Below are 14,799 nucleotides of genomic sequence, written 5' to 3'. Positions count from 1 at the left end.
TTTCTAGAGCGCCGCCGCCCTCCTCGAAGGAAAATCTCGTGACGTTTTGGCACTTAAGGCTCGCGGGGCGAAGGCGCGTCCGCGCGCCTTGACGCGACGTTTGGCCGCATGTCAAGAAACCCTCGCTACAAAGGTTTAATTGCCGAATTATTCTTCGGCATGCGCGCCGGAAGGCGAAGCGCCGCGGACTGGCGGAGACGCAGGCTCACCCTTGGAGTTCGACTGGATGGCGTTCGGAATATTTGCAAGACGCGACACATTGCGGTTCTCTGTCATCGCGGCGGCCCTCTTTGCGTCGCTGGTCTCCGCTCAGGCGGAATCGCGCGCCGAGGCTGCGGGTCGCTACGCGATCCTTCGCGCGGAGGATAAGGACACGGGCTGCATGCTGACTCTCGAGCCGCGGCCGGCCGCGGGCGGCTTCAAGGCGCAACTGGCTCCCGCCTGCCGCGACAACGGCCTCGTCGTCTTCGATCCCGTCGCCTGGAGCATGGATCATGGCCGTCTGTCGCTTGTCGCGCGCAAGGGCCATAAAGCTCATTTCGATCGCGAGTCCGGGGGCGTCTGGCGGCGCGACGCCAAGGAAGGCAAAGCCTTGAGCCTGCGCCCGATGTGAGCCTTCGGCGCTAGAGCGCGATGCGAAAAAGTGGAAACCGGTTTTTCGCGCCAATCGCGCTCTAAACTTTTAGAATCGATCACGTTTTCTGCGTTCAGGCGATTCCGCCTGAACGCAGCGTGATCTAGGCGGCGGGCGGGATTAATCGTCAGTTTACCCTAATCGGCTAAATCTTCCGTCAACATTGTCTGAACTGCCGCCTCGTTCTTGACGCTTTGCGTTCGATCCGGGACGGCGGTCGTCACATTGGCGGCGCCATGAGAAACTATCCCTCGCTCGTCGCGCTTCTCGCTGCGCTACCGTTCTCTCCGGCTCTGGCCGCAGATTTCAGAGAGCCGTCTCCGCCGAGCGAGCTCGCGGCGACCCGCAACTGGGAAGGCTTCTATGTCGGGGGTTTTGTCGGCGGCGCGAGCGGCGGACGGCTCAACACGACCGAGCCGATCCGGCTGGATAATTTCAATTTCTGGTTTCGGCCGTTCAGCAGCCCTTATGGATATGGCCTCGACGCCTCTCCCATAGGCGGCGCGACGATCGGCTATAATCTGCAGCTTCCCCAAATTCCGTTGGTGCTCGGCGTCGAGGGCGAATACGGCTATCTGGGAGAATACGGCTCCGGCAGGGACGTCAATCAGCTCTCTTACAGCGCGCTCATCGGCGATGTTGTGTCCGAGGGCTCGAGGCATCGAACCAGCATCGGCAGCCATTACGGCTATGGCCTGGTCGGCGGGCGCATCGGCTACGCAGTCGAGAACGTGCTCATCTATGCAAAAGCGGCGGCGCTCTTCACGACCATCGACACCAGCTATTTTGCGGTCAAGAAGGAAGACGTCATCAGCCCCTTGCCGCATTTGAGCACCAGCAGCTCGGTCAACCAACTTACTTTCGCCGTCGGCGGCGGCGTGGAATATGCGCTTCCGCTTCGAGGCTGGGAGAATGTCTCCCTGAAGATCGAATATTTGTATTTTGCGATAGACAACACCCAGTCGTCATACGGCTATTGCTCTTGCAATTTTCGCTGGACAAACTCGGACACAGTCAGCGGCGTCCACACCGCCAAATTCGGGGTGAATTACAAATTCTCAGGGCTTCGGCTTTAGAGCATGTCCCGGAAAAGTGCGAAGCGGTTTTCCGGTCAGGACATGCTCTAAACTATTGATTTGGCTCGGTTCCTTATCGCTCGAACGATTCCGTTCGAGCGGGAAATGCACTAGCCCGAAGCGCTTTGCCCGGCCCGCGAAGGAACGTCACTCGCAGACTTGCGTCGGTTGATCCGAGCGCGCGCGGCCGTGATTGGACACAGGCGCAACGACGACGTAGCAGCGCGGCGCCCATAGCGGAAACAGGAGCGGCCAGGACGTCGGCGCCGCGACGAGATTGAACATCGTATGGAGCGCCGGATCCAGCTTCGGATCGGGCTTGGGCGCCCATCCGCTGGCGAGAGGCTCCGGCTCCCACCACCCATCCGCGCGCGCCGTCGACGCGAGGAGGAGGCATGAGATCGCCGCGAAGGCGAAGACGTTGAGACGTATTGAGGCCATGACGCAGCTTCCTCCGCTGATCCGACTCGTCTCGTATTCATAACGGCTTGGAAGCGTCCGAGCCACCCACTCAGATCACGCGGCGCTCAACGGATTCGCTTTCGCGTCGCAAGATACAGAAAAGACGGCCTCCCGGAGAATGGCTCCGAGAGGCCGAACCCGTCGCCCTTTGGGGCGGGGAGCTGGGAAGGCGACGGGGCTTGCGGGAACGAGGCGGCATGCTGCCGATCGTCACTCGCAAACTCGGGTTGGACGATAGCCCGCGACATAGCCGTAAGAGTCGTAGAGCGGCTCGTTCACGACGCCGCAGCGCGGCCCGTAATAGTAAGGATAGGGGGCGGGATAGGCCGCCGCCTGCGACGCGATGAGGCCCACGGCGAGACCGCCGAGCGCGCCGGCCGCCGCAGCCGCGCCCCAGCCGTAGCCGCCTCCATAGCCGTGGCCGTAGCCCCAGCGAGGTCCATATCCCCAGCCGCCGGCGAGCGCCGGAGAGGCGAGAAGAAGCGTCGACAATGTCGCGACGGCGAAAATTTTGGCGCGCTTTGAGATCATGGCTGACCTTTCCAACGACTCGCGGGCGCCGCCTAAACCTTCTCGGCGCCGGTCGAAATCGAACCGTTGCGCAAAAGTTAAGAGCGAGCCCGTGAATGAAAGCTGAGCGGTTCGTTCAGCCGTCGTTCAGGATCGAGGATGTCGGAGACCCCGCGTCGGCGCGCGCCGATAGGCGACGGCCCTTACGACCGCTATGGTGGAATGGTTTTTTGAACTTTGGGAGCGGGCGATGCCGTATATCAATGTCCAGATCACAAAAGGGGCGTCCCGCGCGCAAAAGGCTGAAATTGTCAAAGATTTTACCGAGTCGTTAGTTCGCGTGCTCGGCAAGCGCCCCGAACATATTCATATCGTTATCCAGGAGATTGAAGAAGCAGATTGGGGCTTTGCGGGACTCCTGACGGACGATTGGAAAAAAGCGCAACAGCCAGATTAGGGCAACGCCGCGCGCATGAGCTTTCCATTGGCGTTGCGCGGAAGGCGCTCGAGTCGCAGCACGGCGCGCGGGCGCTTGTAAGCCGCAAGATGCTCCGCGCAAAAGGCGAGCAGCTCGCTCTCCTGCGGATCGCGGCCGTCGCGTGGGACCACATAGGCCTTGATGATCGAGGTTCCCTCGTCGCGTCCCGGCCGCTCGGCGACCGCGGCCTCCGCGACATCGGGATGAGCGAGGAGGCAGCGCTCGACCTCGGCGGGCGAGACCCGATAGCCGCCCGCGTTCATGAGCTCGTCGGCGCGCCCGTGCAGATGGACATAGCCGTCGGCGTCGAAAGAGACGAGGTCGCCCGAGACGAACCACGCGCCCCGCCGCGCCTCGCGCTCCTCGGCGTCGCGATTCCAATAGCGCAGCATCAAGCCCGGCTCGTCCTCGCGCACGGCGAGGAGGCCGGTCTCGCCGGTCGGCAGCGGCTCCGTCCCGCCGTCGCGCGGCAGCGCCGCGACGATTCTTCCGGGCTGCGGCCTTCCCGGCGAGCCGGGACGAACGGGAGTCGTGGGGCCGCTCGAGACGAAGGTCGAGATCTCGCTCATGCCATAGGCTTCGAAAATCTCCTTACCGACGCGGGCCCGCCACTCGTCGAGAAGCTGCGGCGGCAGCGACGCGCCCGCCGACAGCCCGTGGCGAAGGGACGACAGATCGTGGGACTCGAGCCCGCCCTGTTTGAGAATTTGTCGATAGACGCCCGGCACGGCGGCGAAAATCGTCGCGCGCCTCTCCTCGATGAGCCGGGCCCAGACCGAAGGATCCGGTTTGCCATTATAAAGCACGGCCTCGGCGCCGCAGGCGAAGGGATCGACGACCCCGACGCCGAGCGTGTAGGTCCAGTTGATCGCGCCCGCATGCAGCATCGTGTCGGCGCGCGTCAGGCCCATCCAATGCGGATACATGAGACGGCGCGCCCATGCGGCGCGATGCGCATGCAGCACGCCTTTCGGGCGGCTCGTCGTGCCCGAGGTGTAAACGAGATAGGCGGGCTCGTCGCATCCCGTGTCCTCGTAACCCTCCTGGGGCGCCGTCTCGAACAGTCTTGCGAGGGACTCGCCGCGCAGCGCGTGAAAGCCGTCGCCGGCGTGGGGTTCGGACTCGAATTCGGCGCCAAGCAGCAGCGCCTCGGCGCCGCTGTCGGCGCGCAAGAACGCCGCTTCCTCGAAGGTGAGCTGCGAGGAGGCGATGAGCGCGACATAACCCGCCGCGATCGCCGCGAAATAGGCGAGCGCCGCATTGGCTTCATTGCCCATTCGGATCATGACGCGCGCGCCGCGCGGCAAGCCCAGCGCGCGCAATCCGGCGGCGAGCCGGCGCACCTTCTCGTCAATGTCTCGATAGGAGAGCCGCAGCGCGTCCGCGTCGCCGACAATGGTGAGCCCGACGCGGCCGGGTTGCGTGCGCGCGTTCTCCGCAAGGCAATAGCGCGCAAGGTTGAAACGCGCGGGAACGGCTTCGCGCGCGGAATGAGCCATGTTCATGCGCCTTCAACGAGACTCTCGCCTCACCCCTCCTCGCCCGGCGCGAGCATTTTTTCCGGCCGCACGATCGCGTCGAACTCGGCTTCGGTGACCTTGCCGGAGGCGAGGGCCTCCTCTTTCAAGCTCGTGCCGTTTTTATGCGCGGCGCGCGCGATCTTGCTCGCCGCATCATAGCCGATCTTCGGCGCGAGCGCGGTCACCAGCATCAGCGAGCGCTCCAGGAAGCGCTTGATGTTGGCTTCGTCCGGCTCGAGCCCGTCGAGGCATCGCAGAATGAAGCTGTCGATGCCGTCGGCGAGCAGCGCGACGGATTCGAGGAAGGCGAAGCCGATGACGGGCTTCATGACGTTGAGCTCGAGATGCCCCTGCGACGCCGAGAAGGTGATCGTCTGATGATTGCCGAAGACGCGGGCGCAGATCATCGTGATCGCCTCGACTTGCGTTGGATTCACCTTGCCCGGCATGATCGAGGAGCCCGGCTCGTTCTCGGGCAGACGCAGCTCGGCGAAGCCGGCGCGCGGGCCGCAGCCCATCAGGCGAATGTCGCTCGCGATCTTGTAGAGACCTGTCGCAAGCGCGTTGATCGCGCCATGCGCGAATACGATCGCGTCATGCGCGGCGAGCGCCTCGAACTTGTTCGGCGCGGTCACGAAAGGCAGGTCCGTCTGCTCGGCGAGGTTCGCCGCGACCTCCTCGGCGAAGCCGGGCGCGGTGTTCAATCCGGTGCCGACCGCCGTGCCGCCCTGGGCGAGGCCCAAGAGGTCCGGAAGCGTCTTCTCCAGCCGCGCCGCGGCATAGCCCGCCTGCGCTGCGTAGCCCGAGAATTCCTGGCCGAGGGTGACCGGCGTCGCGTCCTGCAGATGAGTGCGGCCGATCTTGACGATATCGGCATAGGCCTTGGCCTTGGCGTCGAGCGCCTCGTGCAGGCGCTTCACCGCCGGGATCAACCGGCCCGAGACAACGAGGGCCGCCGCGATGTGGATCGCGGTCGGGAAGCAGTCGTTCGAGGACTGGCCGTAATTGACGTGATCGTTGGGGTGCACGGGCGCCTTGGCGCCGAGCGGCGCGCCGAGCCCCTCATTGGCCCGGTTGGCGATCACCTCATTGACGTTCATGTTGGACTGCGTTCCCGAGCCCGTCTGCCAGACGACGAGCGGGAAATGCTGATCGAGCTTGCCGTCGATGACCTCCTGGGCCGCTGCGACGATCGCCTCAGCGATATTTTTGTCGATCAGTCCCTTGGCGGCGTTGACCTCGGCGGCGGCGCGCTTGATGCGGGCGAGCGCATGGACGATCTCGATCGGCATGCGCTGGCCGCCGATCGGAAAATTCTCGACCGAGCGCTGCGTCTGCGCGCCCCAATAAGCGCTGGAAGGAACTGCGATATCGCCAAAGGAGTCGCGCTCCAGGCGGCTGTTTGCGCTCGTCATGTCGTCTTCGTCTCGTCAATGGGTGGTGGCGCGCAAGGCGCGCGCGAAGCCCTTCCTATGGGAGATTTTGCGCCTTGCGGCAATCTTCGGGGCGGGGCCCGTCAGTGGCGCACCGTGACGCCGGACACGTTGCGCAGCGCCTGCTCGAGCGTGGTCGCCTGCTGGTCGTCGAGAATCTGCCGGTTGATGACGGTGGCCGAGCCCGGAACCTCCATGATCGGCGTGCGTTCGCCGTTCGGCCCGGTGAGATAAGGCGTGTAATAGCCGTGCTCGGCGAGCGCCGCCCCCGGACCTGCGTGGGTCTTGCGCTTCTTGGCGAGAGCCTCCGGGGCGGCGGCGAGGCTCAGCATCCCTGTGAGGAGCAGCATGAACGGGACACGGGGGGACATCGGTGGCCTCCTTCGCGTATAGAACGCGCGAGGGCGCGACCGGGTTGCGCGCGCCGGACCCTGTCTTCAAGGCGCGGCTTGACGCTCGCTCGCGCCGGAGCGATCACCGGAGCCGTCGGTCCGGCTCCCCCGGATTACATTGGAGAGTTTCGCGTGACCCTGGACATTAGCTCCCTGGAAAACGCGATCGACCGACTCGGGGAGGGGCTCGCCCGCTACCACATGGATGTCTCGGACGCGCAAATTCGCGACGGGCTGATTCAACGCTTCGAATTCACCTATGAGCTCAGTCATAAGATGCTGAAGCGCTACCTGGAGGCAACCTCCGCCACGCCGAGCGAATACGATGGCCTTTCAGGATCTCATTCGCACCGGCAATGAGCGCGGGCTCTTGCTCGGGGACTGGCCGGCGTGGCGGAAATTCCGCGACATGCGCAACATCGTCAGCCACGCCTATAACGAGGCCAAGGCGTTGAGCGTCGTCTCCGGCGTCGAACCTTTCCTCGCGGAGGCAAAATACCTCCGCGACCAACTGAGGCGACGCAGCCGTGAATAGGGATGCGCCGAAGATGCTAAATCTCAATCCTAAGGAATGGGCGATCGTCAGCGGGATTTTGCGCTCCGTGGTTCCCGGCCGGGAAGTCTGGGCGTTCGGCTCGCGCGCCACGGGCGCCGCAAAACCTTATTCGGACCTCGATCTCGCGCTGATCGGCGACACGCCGCTCCCGCTCGACACGCTCGCCGTTCTGCGCGAGGCTTTCTCGGAAAGCGATCTGCCTTGGAAGGTCGACCTTGTGGATTGGGCGACGACGAATGCGACGTTCCGCCAAATCATCGAGGCAAGGAGAATCCTCGTGCAAAAAGCGGAATAGAAGGCGCTTGCTTGCTTCGTCGCGGGTTATAGCGCAAGCTAAGCCAGCGCACATGCGGCGCGGCCGCCGGTCAATCGAACACTGCGAGCAGGCCATGAGTCTCGTTCAGAACGTCCCAGGCACGGCTTTCGTCGTCGCGGAATTCCGGGCCGAAGAGAACCTCAAGCCGAATCCCCTTTATCGCGACCCGATCGTGCAGGCGTTTCTCGACGAGGAAACGAAGCGCGCGGCGGATCGCATTTATGCGTTCTTCCCGCCGGTCAAGGTCAATGTGTGGGTCAGAACGCGTTATCTCGACGACCGGCTCGACGCGCAACTTGAGAACGGCTCCCGCCAAGTGGTGATCCTCGGCGCCGGGCTCGACACGCGCGCGCAGAGGAAGGCCAAGCCCGGCGTCGCCTTTTTCGAGATCGACAACCCAGCCATCCTCTCCTTCAAGCGTAAGCGGCTCGAAGAGAGAGGGATCCCGCCGGGCGCCGCCTATATCGGAGGCGATTACGTCACTGAGGACCTTGGCGAGCTTCTCGCGCGCAACGGCTTCGATTTCTCGCTTCCGACGCATTTCATCTGGGAAGGCAATACGATGTATCTGAGCCGCGCCGCCGTCACGGGCGTGCTCGAAAGCATCGCGCAAAATCTGCGGCGCTTCTCCATCTCCTTCGATTACCTTGCTCCGGAAGTGATCGCGAAGGAAACCGGCGACCCCGAGATCACCGCCGTCGTCGAGCGCTTCGCTGCGATGGGCGCGCCCTGGACTTACGGCATGAGCGACGTCGAGAGCCTGGCTGGAAGAATCGGCCTGTGCGTCGCCGACCGCTTCACCATCGCCGAGCTTCACCGACTCTATTGGCCGGAGAAGACGGCGGGCTCGCGACTCTTCGATCACTACACGCTCTGCACTTTCTGCAGCTGAGACGCAGTCGCGAATCGCGAATTGCAAGAGAGCGTTGCGAGAGGCTCGCGTCGCCTCTCGGCGTCTTGCGTCGGAACATTTTGCCGATGGAGACGTTGACTCTCCCGATGGTCCTCCTCCCCGCAATCATAGCCTATGCCGCTGGGCTTCAGCCGCCTCGAGAGAGCGGCGCGCGAGGTTTGGCCGCTCGCCGGTTCGATCGGGTCGGACAATGAGAATTGCGCAAATTTCTCCGTTGATGGAAAGCGTGCCGCCCACTCTCTACGGCGGAACCGAGCGGATCGTCTCCTATTTGACGGAAGAGCTGGTGCGCCAAGGCCATGAGGTGACGCTCTTCGCCAGCGGCGGATCGCGCACCGCAGCGGAGCTTGTCGCCAGCGCGCCCCGACCTTTGCGTCTGTCGCGGGTCCGCGATCCCGCCCCCTATAACGTGCTGCAACTCGAGCATGTCCGTCAGCGCTTAGACGAATTTGACGTTTTGCATTTCCATACTGATTACATGCACTTTCCGATGCTGCGTGATCTGGCGGCAGTCGCTGTGACGACGATGCACGGCAGGCTCGATTTCCCGGAGCTGGCCCCGCTCTTTCACGAGTTCCATCGAACGCCGCTCGTCTCGATCTCGGCGCATCAGCGGCGGCCGCTGCGCGCCAATTTCGTCGCGACCGTGCCGCATGGCCTTCCGCGTGATCTCTATGCGCTCTCGCGCGAGGCGTCGGGCGGCTATCTGGCGTTTCTCGGCAGGATCTCCCCGGAAAAGGGGCCGACGACCGCGATCGAGATCGCGCGGCGGGCCGGGATGAAGCTAAAGATCGCGGCGAAGGTCGACATGGCCGACCAAGAATACTTCAAGGAAATGGTGCGGCCGCTCCTCAACCAATCGCATGTCGAATTTATCGGGGAGATCGGCGAGGATCAGAAGGGCGCGTTTCTGGGCCAGGCGAAGGCTCTGTTGTTCCCGATCGATTGGCCCGAGCCTTTCGGCCTCGTCATGATCGAAGCGATGGCTTGCGGCACGCCGGTCATCGCGCATCGGCGCGGGTCCGTGCCGGAAATTATCGAGCATGGCGTGAGCGGATTCATCGTCGACAGCCTGGAAGAGGCTGTGGCGGCCGCGGGCGCCATCGACGGCCTCGACCGCGCCGCCGTGCGTCGCTGCTTCGAGGCGCGCTTCACCGCCGAAATCATGGCGCGCAGCTATGTAAGACTCTACGAACGACTCGCGCGCCTGCAGACAACGGGCGCCAGAGGCGCGGCAGCGCCCGCTTCGCAAGATTTCCCGCTCTTGCGCGCCTAGAGCATGTCCCGAGAAAGTGCGCGCGATTCCACGCGATCGGGACGCGCTCTCAGGCGAGGCGTCAACGCCCGCGGGAGCTTTCGGACAGGATCGAGCGACTCATGAAAGAGCCCGCGTTTCCCGCCACAAGCGCCAAGGGGACGCAGGATGCGCCTCCTTCGCAATTCTACATCGCCGCGACCGAGTCGCTCTCCGAGCTCAGCACGCGCACGCTGAAGCACGGCGACACATTCGGGATCTTCGACCGTCACGGAGACATTATTCCGGGCTTCGGTAGTCCTCAGGGGCTGTTTCACGACGACACGCGCTTCCTTTCTTCCCTCCAGATTCTCGTCAACAGCCAACGTCCGTTGCTGCTGAGCTCGAAGATCGAGGACAATAATGCGGCGCTGAGCGTCGATCTCACCAATCCGGACCTTTTGGAGGGAGAGAACGGCGCGCTCGTCTTGGAACGCGACATGGTGCACATCCTGCGCTCTAAATTCTTGTGGCGCAGCGGTTGCTACGAACGCCTGGGGCTGCGGAACTTCGCGGCCGCCAATTCCTGGATCGACCTCGACATTCTCTTTGACGCGGATTTCGCCGATATTTTCGAGGTGCGCGGGAAGCATCGCGCGAGCCGCGGGGAAAAACGGTCCGAGATTTCGAAGGATCGCGCCATCATCGCCTATCGCGGGCTCGACGACGTCGTCAGGCGCACGGTCATCGATTTCGATCCTCGCCCGTCAGCGCTCGATCGAGGCCGCGCGCGCTATCGCATCAATCTCGCCGCAGGCGGCAGGGCGTCAGTGTTCTTCACCTTTCGCTGCATGCAGGACGAAGACCATGTCAACGCGCCCCGTAGCTTCCTGCTGGCGACGCGACGGGCGCGACGCGAGCTGCGCGGCTTGGCGTCAGGCGCAGCGACCGTCGAGACGTCGAACAATGTCTTCAACGAAGTGCTCCGCCGCTCCATGGCGGACCTCTATATGCTCGTGACGGAGACCGCGCACGGACCTTTCCCCTACGCCGGCGTGCCTTGGTTCAGCACGAATTTCGGGCGCGACTCGATCATAACGGCGATAGAGACGCTCTGGATCGAGCCTGCGGTCGCCAAAGCCGTTCTAAAATATCTCGCGGCGACGCAAGCCGTAGAGACGAAGCCGGAGGCCGACGCGCAGCCCGGCAAGATCGTCCACGAGATCAGACGGGGCGAAATGGCGCGGCTCGGCGAGGTGCCTTTCGCGCGCTATTACGGCTCGGTGGATGGCACGCCGTTATTCGTGACGCTCGCCGGACTCTATCTCGAGCGCACGGGCGACCTGGACACGATCTCCGAGCTTTGGCCCAGCATTGACGCGGCTTTGAACTGGATCGACTGTGACGGCGATCGCGATGGAGACGGCTTCGTTGAATATTTCCGGGCCGACGAGAACGGACTCGTCAATCAGGGCTGGAAGGATTCGTCCGATTCCGTCTTCCACGCCGACGGCGCGCTCGCGCAAGGTCCGATCGCGCTATGCGAAGTGCAGGGCTACGTCTTTGCGGCCAAACGCGCTGCGGCGAAGATCGCCGTTGCTCTCGGTGATGTGAAACGAGCCGAGCGTCTCACGCAAGAGGCGGAGGCGCTTGCCGCCCGATTCGACGACGCGTTTTGGTGCGAGGAGATCGGAACTTACGCGATGGCGCTCGATGGCGACAAGCGTCGTTGCGCCATTCGCTCCTCGAACGCGGGGCACCTGCTATTCGCCGGCATTGCGCCGGCCCATCGCGCCGCCCAAGTCGGCGACCAGCTTCTGAAAAAGCCGTTCTTTTCCGGCTGGGGCGTCCGCACGATCGCGGCCGGCGAGATCCGCTACAACCCGATGTCTTACCACAACGGCTCCATCTGGCCGCACGACAATGCGCTCATTGGCATGGGGATGGCGCGCTACGGCCTCAAGCACGGCTTGCAGACTCTATTCTCCGGACTCTTCGACGCCGCGTGCTACATGGACTTGCGGCGGCTACCGGAACTCTTCTGCGGCTTTCAGCGCATGCGTGGCAAAGGTCCCACGCTCTATCCTGTGGCCTGCACGCCACAGGCCTGGTCGTCCTGCGCGCCCTTCGCGCTGTTGCAGGCGAGCCTCGGCCTCGAGTTCGAACCCGGCGCGCATCGCGTGCGGCTACGGCAACCGAAATTGCCGCCGTTTCTCGACGAGGTGGCGATCCGCTCGCTCGCCGTCGGGAACAGCAGCATCGATCTCTTGGTTCGCCGCCATGGCGCGGACGTTTCGGTGAGCGCGTTGAGCTCCGACGACAACGGCCATGCGCGGGTGGAAGTGACGCTTTAGATGGTGCCGCCCTCGAGCGGTCCCGCCTGAACGCAGCGTGATCTAGCCGACAGCCAGATGGGGAGGTTCACGTGAAAGTCGCCGAAGTCATGACGCGGCGCCTCACGCTCCTGCAACCCGATCAGAGCACCGTCGAAGCCGCCAAGGCGATGGCTGTGGACGACATCGGAGCTTTGCCCGTCGGCGAAAGCGACCGCCTGATCGGCATCGTCACCGACCCCGACATCGTCGTGCGCGGAATTGCGAAAGGCGTCGCCGCCGACGCGAGAATACGGGAGGTTATGATCGAGAAGATCGGCTATTGTTTCAACGACGACGGGGTCGAGCAGGCGGCCGAGGCCAAGTCCGAGGGAAAGCCTCGAACAGGACGGGGTCCTCGCTAAGCTTCGTGCTAGGACATGGCGCGAAACGCGACCGTCTGCGTGGCGCGGTGCGGGGTCAGGCGAGCGACAGCAAGCCTTCTTCTTCCACGAGCATCGTCTGATCCAAGCGCCTCGCCTGCGATGCGGTCATCCTCGCTTCCACAACGATGCGCAGCGCGTCCAGCTCTTCACGATGGATCGGACAATCGACTCCGTTGCGTTTAGCAAAGTCGGTCGCTTGGACCCAAAGCTTATCGAGATAGTCGATCGGCACTCGGCCGCTGATTTGCGGATTTCCACGCACGCAATCAATGTAGTTTCGCACGAAAGGCGGAAGCTCCGGCCTCGGCTTTAGCTGCGGGCGCGGCGCCCTGTGGGTGTCGAAATTGATCGACATGGCTTGTCTCCTCGAATGACGCGCAAGCGTCGGAATTCGGGATCATGGTTTCGGTCTCAATCTGTAAGAAAGGAGAGTTGAGAAGACTCGAAATTGTGAAAAGTACCGGTGCGGTCGTACGTATTTCGCCGCACAGTTGGGCCAGCGGGGCGTTTTGGAAGCTACACGACGCGCGGTAGAGCTGCGATGAGCGCCTCTATGGCGTCCAACTCGATCGGCTTGACGAAATGATGGTCGAAGCCGGCGGCCGCGGCGCGCTGCTTGTCTTCTTCGCGGCCCCATCCGCTGAGCGCAGCGAGGATCAGCGACTTGCCTTCGGGCAGCGCGCGGATGCGCCGCGCCGTTTCATAGCCGTCCACGCCGGGCATGCCGAGGTCGAGAAAGACGAGCTGCGGCGCCGAGTCCGCAACGGCCGCGAGGGCGGCCGACGCGTTATTCGCGATGCGCGTCCCGATGCCGAGACAACGGAGAAGCAAGGAGAGGCTTTCCGCGACATCCGCATCGTCATCGACGATCAGCACCCTCGTCGGCGCGGAATCGCCGCGCGGCCTAGGCGCAACGACGCGCGGACCCGGCGCGTTGCTCGATATTTGCTGTATGAGCGGCAGCTGAACGTAAAACTCTGAGCCGCATCCGAGGCCGGAGCTGCGCGCCTCAATGCGGCCGCCATGCAGCTCGACGAGCTGGCGCGAGAGCGCAAGCCCGATGCCGAGCCCGCCCTGGGAGCCTCGCACCGAGGGGTCGAGCTGAACGAAAAGATCAAAGATCGTCGCCAATTCTTCAGGCGAGACGCCGACGCCGCTGTCCCGAACCAGCAGCGTGGCCGTGTTCCCGGCGCGCCCCGTCTCGATAAAGATTCGCCCGCCGCGCGGCGTGAATTTGGCGGCGTTATCCAGAAGATTGGTCACGACCTGCGACAGCCGTGTCGCGTCTCCCTCGACGATCAGCGGCGCCTCGTCGAGCCGAACCGTGAGCTCATGACCTTTGCTCTCGATCATCGGGCCGCTCGCCTCGACCGCTTGGCGGACCATCTCGGAAAGATCGACGGGCTGCTTGCGCAGCTCGATCTTGCCTCTCGATATGCGCGAGACCTCCAGCAGGTCGTCGACAAGATGCACCAGATGCGCAGCCTGGCGCCTCAACATGACGTGGAGATCATCTGGATCTTCGGTGTTCAGGCGCTGCAGCGCTCCCAACCCGTTGCTGATGGCGGCGAGCGGATTGCGCAGCTCATGGGCGAGCGTCGCGAGGAAGGCGTCCTTGCGGCGGCCCGCTTCCTGCAGACCGGCTTCGGCGCGCTTGCGATCGCTAATGTCGACGCAAAACTGGCTGAAGGTTCCGTCGCCGAGATCGCGCCCGGAGAACAGCATCCAGCGGCGAGAGCCGTCCTTGTGAAGATATTCCCTCTCGTGCGGCCCGATGCGGCCAACCTGCAGATATTGCGCCATCTGCTTTTTGGCTTCGGCGATCCCGTCCGGCGGGGTGAAGCTGCGCCAATCCAACCGCTTTGCGTCGATGTCGGCGCGCTCGTAGCCGACCATGCGGAGGAACACGTCATTGGCCTCGATGAGCACGCCCTCGCGATCGAAAAAGAGAACGCCCACGGCCTCTGTCTCGAGCACGCGTCGCAAGCGCTCTTCGCTCGCGCGCAATTTCGTCTCGGAGACTTTGAGCGCCTCGATGTCGTCCAGCGCGCTCACCACGAGCGCGACGCTCGCCTGCTCGTTGAACTCTAGCGGTGTCGCCGCCGCCTGCACAGCGACCGACGAGCCGTTCGCGGCGAGGAGCGAGAATTCGGCGCTCGCCGGTCTCACCGCGCCCTCGCGCAGCAATCCTTCCGCGCGCTCTCTTTGGGCAGGCGCGACGCATTCCAAGAAGTTGTGGCCAATGACGTTTTTGCGCGACAGAAGCTCCGGCAGGCGGCCGTTGCAATACAAAACCGTGCCCTCGGCCTCGAGAACCAGCGCCGCTTGCGCCATATTTTCGACCAGAAGCCGATAGGCGTCGTTCGAGTCCTTGAGCGTGTAAACGCGCGGCCCGTTCTTGGTCTCGATGACGAGCGCGTCGGCTTCGCCGACGACGATGGCTTGGAGAGTTTCTTCCGCTTCGACGCCGACCGGAGACAATTGGCGACCGAGCTGATTTACGCCTTGCCCCTGCAT

The 14,799-nt window shown here is 63.6% G+C and carries 17 protein-coding genes; 10 read left to right on the top strand and 7 right to left on the bottom strand.

Annotated elements, in window-relative coordinates:
• Nucleotides 1-226: 226 nt before the first annotated feature.
• Both QMG80_RS03605 and QMG80_RS03600 read left to right on the top strand, forming a co-directional pair.
• On the top strand, nucleotides 227-613 hold the full coding sequence (locus QMG80_RS03605) for an AprI/Inh family metalloprotease inhibitor (RefSeq protein WP_085771569.1): 387 nt from the start codon (nucleotides 227-229) through the stop codon (nucleotides 611-613).
• 257 nt (nucleotides 614-870) lie between these two features.
• The gene (locus QMG80_RS03600; protein WP_085771568.1) at nucleotides 871-1,710 is read left to right on the top strand and encodes an outer membrane protein; all 840 of its coding nucleotides are present in this window, start codon (nucleotides 871-873) and stop codon (nucleotides 1,708-1,710) included.
• A 147-nt stretch (nucleotides 1,711-1,857) separates the two neighbouring features.
• Here the strand turns inward: QMG80_RS03600 and QMG80_RS03595 are convergent, their stop codons facing one another.
• Both QMG80_RS03595 and QMG80_RS03590 read right to left on the bottom strand, forming a co-directional pair.
• Nucleotides 1,858-2,151 (bottom strand): hypothetical protein, encoded by a 294-nt coding sequence (locus QMG80_RS03595; RefSeq protein ID WP_085771567.1) that lies wholly within the window; start codon nucleotides 2,149-2,151, stop codon nucleotides 1,858-1,860.
• 231 nt (nucleotides 2,152-2,382) lie between these two features.
• Nucleotides 2,383-2,703, bottom strand: a complete 321-nt coding sequence (locus tag QMG80_RS03590; RefSeq protein WP_085771566.1) for a hypothetical protein — start codon at nucleotides 2,701-2,703, stop codon at nucleotides 2,383-2,385.
• 229 nt (nucleotides 2,704-2,932) lie between these two features.
• On the opposite strand from QMG80_RS03590, the gene QMG80_RS03585 reads away from it, so the two are divergent.
• Entirely contained in the window at nucleotides 2,933-3,139 is a 207-nt protein-coding gene (locus tag QMG80_RS03585) for a tautomerase family protein (RefSeq protein ID WP_085773651.1), read from the top strand.
• Here the strand turns inward: QMG80_RS03585 and QMG80_RS03580 are convergent.
• The 3 genes from QMG80_RS03580 to QMG80_RS03570 all read right to left on the bottom strand — a co-directional run bounded on the left by QMG80_RS03580 (nucleotide 3,136) and on the right by QMG80_RS03570 (nucleotide 6,484).
• A complete protein-coding gene (locus QMG80_RS03580; protein ID WP_102938195.1) occupies nucleotides 3,136-4,659 on the bottom strand; it encodes an acetate--CoA ligase in 1,524 nt (507 codons plus the stop codon). The genes QMG80_RS03585 and QMG80_RS03580 overlap by 4 nt on opposite strands.
• A gap of 29 nt (nucleotides 4,660-4,688) precedes the next feature.
• The gene (gene fumC, locus QMG80_RS03575; protein WP_085771564.1) at nucleotides 4,689-6,095 is read right to left on the bottom strand and encodes a class II fumarate hydratase; all 1,407 of its coding nucleotides are present in this window, start codon (nucleotides 6,093-6,095) and stop codon (nucleotides 4,689-4,691) included.
• 101 nt (nucleotides 6,096-6,196) lie between these two features.
• On the bottom strand, nucleotides 6,197-6,484 hold the full coding sequence (locus QMG80_RS03570) for a TonB-dependent receptor plug domain-containing protein (RefSeq protein WP_085771563.1): 288 nt from the start codon (nucleotides 6,482-6,484) through the stop codon (nucleotides 6,197-6,199).
• A gap of 78 nt (nucleotides 6,485-6,562) precedes the next feature.
• Here QMG80_RS03570 and QMG80_RS03565 point away from each other — a divergent pair, with 78 nt between their 5' ends.
• From QMG80_RS03565 to QMG80_RS03535, 7 genes are all read left to right on the top strand, one after another.
• Entirely contained in the window at nucleotides 6,563-6,865 is a 303-nt protein-coding gene (locus tag QMG80_RS03565; RefSeq protein ID WP_199769054.1) for a nucleotidyltransferase substrate binding protein, read from the top strand.
• Nucleotides 6,831-7,040, top strand: coding sequence for a nucleotidyltransferase substrate binding protein (locus QMG80_RS03560; protein WP_199769053.1), 210 nt, complete (start codon nucleotides 6,831-6,833; stop codon nucleotides 7,038-7,040). The genes QMG80_RS03565 and QMG80_RS03560 overlap by 35 nt, the downstream gene beginning before the upstream one ends.
• Before the next feature lie 13 nt (nucleotides 7,041-7,053).
• The gene (locus tag QMG80_RS03555; RefSeq protein ID WP_085771562.1) at nucleotides 7,054-7,356 is read left to right on the top strand and encodes a nucleotidyltransferase family protein; all 303 of its coding nucleotides are present in this window, start codon (nucleotides 7,054-7,056) and stop codon (nucleotides 7,354-7,356) included.
• A gap of 94 nt (nucleotides 7,357-7,450) precedes the next feature.
• Entirely contained in the window at nucleotides 7,451-8,269 is an 819-nt protein-coding gene (locus QMG80_RS03550) for a class I SAM-dependent methyltransferase (RefSeq protein ID WP_085771561.1), read from the top strand.
• 211 nt (nucleotides 8,270-8,480) lie between these two features.
• The gene (locus QMG80_RS03545) at nucleotides 8,481-9,566 is read left to right on the top strand and encodes a glycosyltransferase family 4 protein (RefSeq protein ID WP_085771559.1); all 1,086 of its coding nucleotides are present in this window, start codon (nucleotides 8,481-8,483) and stop codon (nucleotides 9,564-9,566) included.
• 101 nt (nucleotides 9,567-9,667) lie between these two features.
• Entirely contained in the window at nucleotides 9,668-11,878 is a 2,211-nt protein-coding gene (locus QMG80_RS03540) for an amylo-alpha-1,6-glucosidase (RefSeq protein ID WP_085771558.1), read from the top strand.
• 71 nt (nucleotides 11,879-11,949) lie between these two features.
• Nucleotides 11,950-12,261 (top strand): CBS domain-containing protein, encoded by a 312-nt coding sequence (locus tag QMG80_RS03535; protein WP_085771557.1) that lies wholly within the window; start codon nucleotides 11,950-11,952, stop codon nucleotides 12,259-12,261.
• A gap of 55 nt (nucleotides 12,262-12,316) precedes the next feature.
• Here the strand turns inward: QMG80_RS03535 and QMG80_RS03530 are convergent, their stop codons facing one another.
• Both QMG80_RS03530 and QMG80_RS03525 read right to left on the bottom strand, forming a co-directional pair.
• The gene (locus QMG80_RS03530; protein WP_085771556.1) at nucleotides 12,317-12,637 is read right to left on the bottom strand and encodes a hypothetical protein; all 321 of its coding nucleotides are present in this window, start codon (nucleotides 12,635-12,637) and stop codon (nucleotides 12,317-12,319) included.
• A gap of 161 nt (nucleotides 12,638-12,798) precedes the next feature.
• Nucleotides 12,799-14,799, bottom strand: coding sequence for a PAS domain-containing hybrid sensor histidine kinase/response regulator (locus QMG80_RS03525; RefSeq protein WP_085771555.1), 2,001 nt, complete (start codon nucleotides 14,797-14,799; stop codon nucleotides 12,799-12,801).

It is taken from the genome of Methylocystis bryophila (assembly GCF_027925445.1).
Lineage (GTDB): Bacteria > Pseudomonadota > Alphaproteobacteria > Rhizobiales > Beijerinckiaceae > Methylocystis > Methylocystis bryophila.
Note: the sequence above shows the minus strand (reverse complement) of the source record. Positions and strands in the feature narration are given on the sequence as shown.

Coding starts and splice junctions, on each gene's coding strand:
- QMG80_RS03605 (WP_085771569.1), top strand. CDS start 227: ATGGCGTTCGGAATATTTGCAAGACGCGACACATTGCGGTTCTCTGTC.
- QMG80_RS03600 (WP_085771568.1), top strand. CDS start 871: ATGAGAAACTATCCCTCGCTCGTCGCGCTTCTCGCTGCGCTACCGTTC.
- QMG80_RS03595 (WP_085771567.1), bottom strand. CDS start 2,151: ATGGCCTCAATACGTCTCAACGTCTTCGCCTTCGCGGCGATCTCATGC.
- QMG80_RS03590 (WP_085771566.1), bottom strand. CDS start 2,703: ATGATCTCAAAGCGCGCCAAAATTTTCGCCGTCGCGACATTGTCGACG.
- QMG80_RS03585 (WP_085773651.1), top strand. CDS start 2,933: ATGCCGTATATCAATGTCCAGATCACAAAAGGGGCGTCCCGCGCGCAA.
- QMG80_RS03580 (WP_102938195.1), bottom strand. CDS start 4,659: ATGGCTCATTCCGCGCGCGAAGCCGTTCCCGCGCGTTTCAACCTTGCG.
- fumC (WP_085771564.1), bottom strand. CDS start 6,095: ATGACGAGCGCAAACAGCCGCCTGGAGCGCGACTCCTTTGGCGATATC.
- QMG80_RS03570 (WP_085771563.1), bottom strand. CDS start 6,484: ATGTCCCCCCGTGTCCCGTTCATGCTGCTCCTCACAGGGATGCTGAGC.
- QMG80_RS03560 (WP_199769053.1), top strand. CDS start 6,831: ATGGCCTTTCAGGATCTCATTCGCACCGGCAATGAGCGCGGGCTCTTG.
- QMG80_RS03555 (WP_085771562.1), top strand. CDS start 7,054: ATGCTAAATCTCAATCCTAAGGAATGGGCGATCGTCAGCGGGATTTTG.
- QMG80_RS03550 (WP_085771561.1), top strand. CDS start 7,451: ATGAGTCTCGTTCAGAACGTCCCAGGCACGGCTTTCGTCGTCGCGGAA.
- QMG80_RS03545 (WP_085771559.1), top strand. CDS start 8,481: ATGAGAATTGCGCAAATTTCTCCGTTGATGGAAAGCGTGCCGCCCACT.
- QMG80_RS03540 (WP_085771558.1), top strand. CDS start 9,668: ATGAAAGAGCCCGCGTTTCCCGCCACAAGCGCCAAGGGGACGCAGGAT.
- QMG80_RS03530 (WP_085771556.1), bottom strand. CDS start 12,637: ATGTCGATCAATTTCGACACCCACAGGGCGCCGCGCCCGCAGCTAAAG.
- QMG80_RS03525 (WP_085771555.1), bottom strand. CDS start 14,799: ATGCAGGGGCAAGGCGTAAATCAGCTCGGTCGCCAATTGTCTCCGGTC.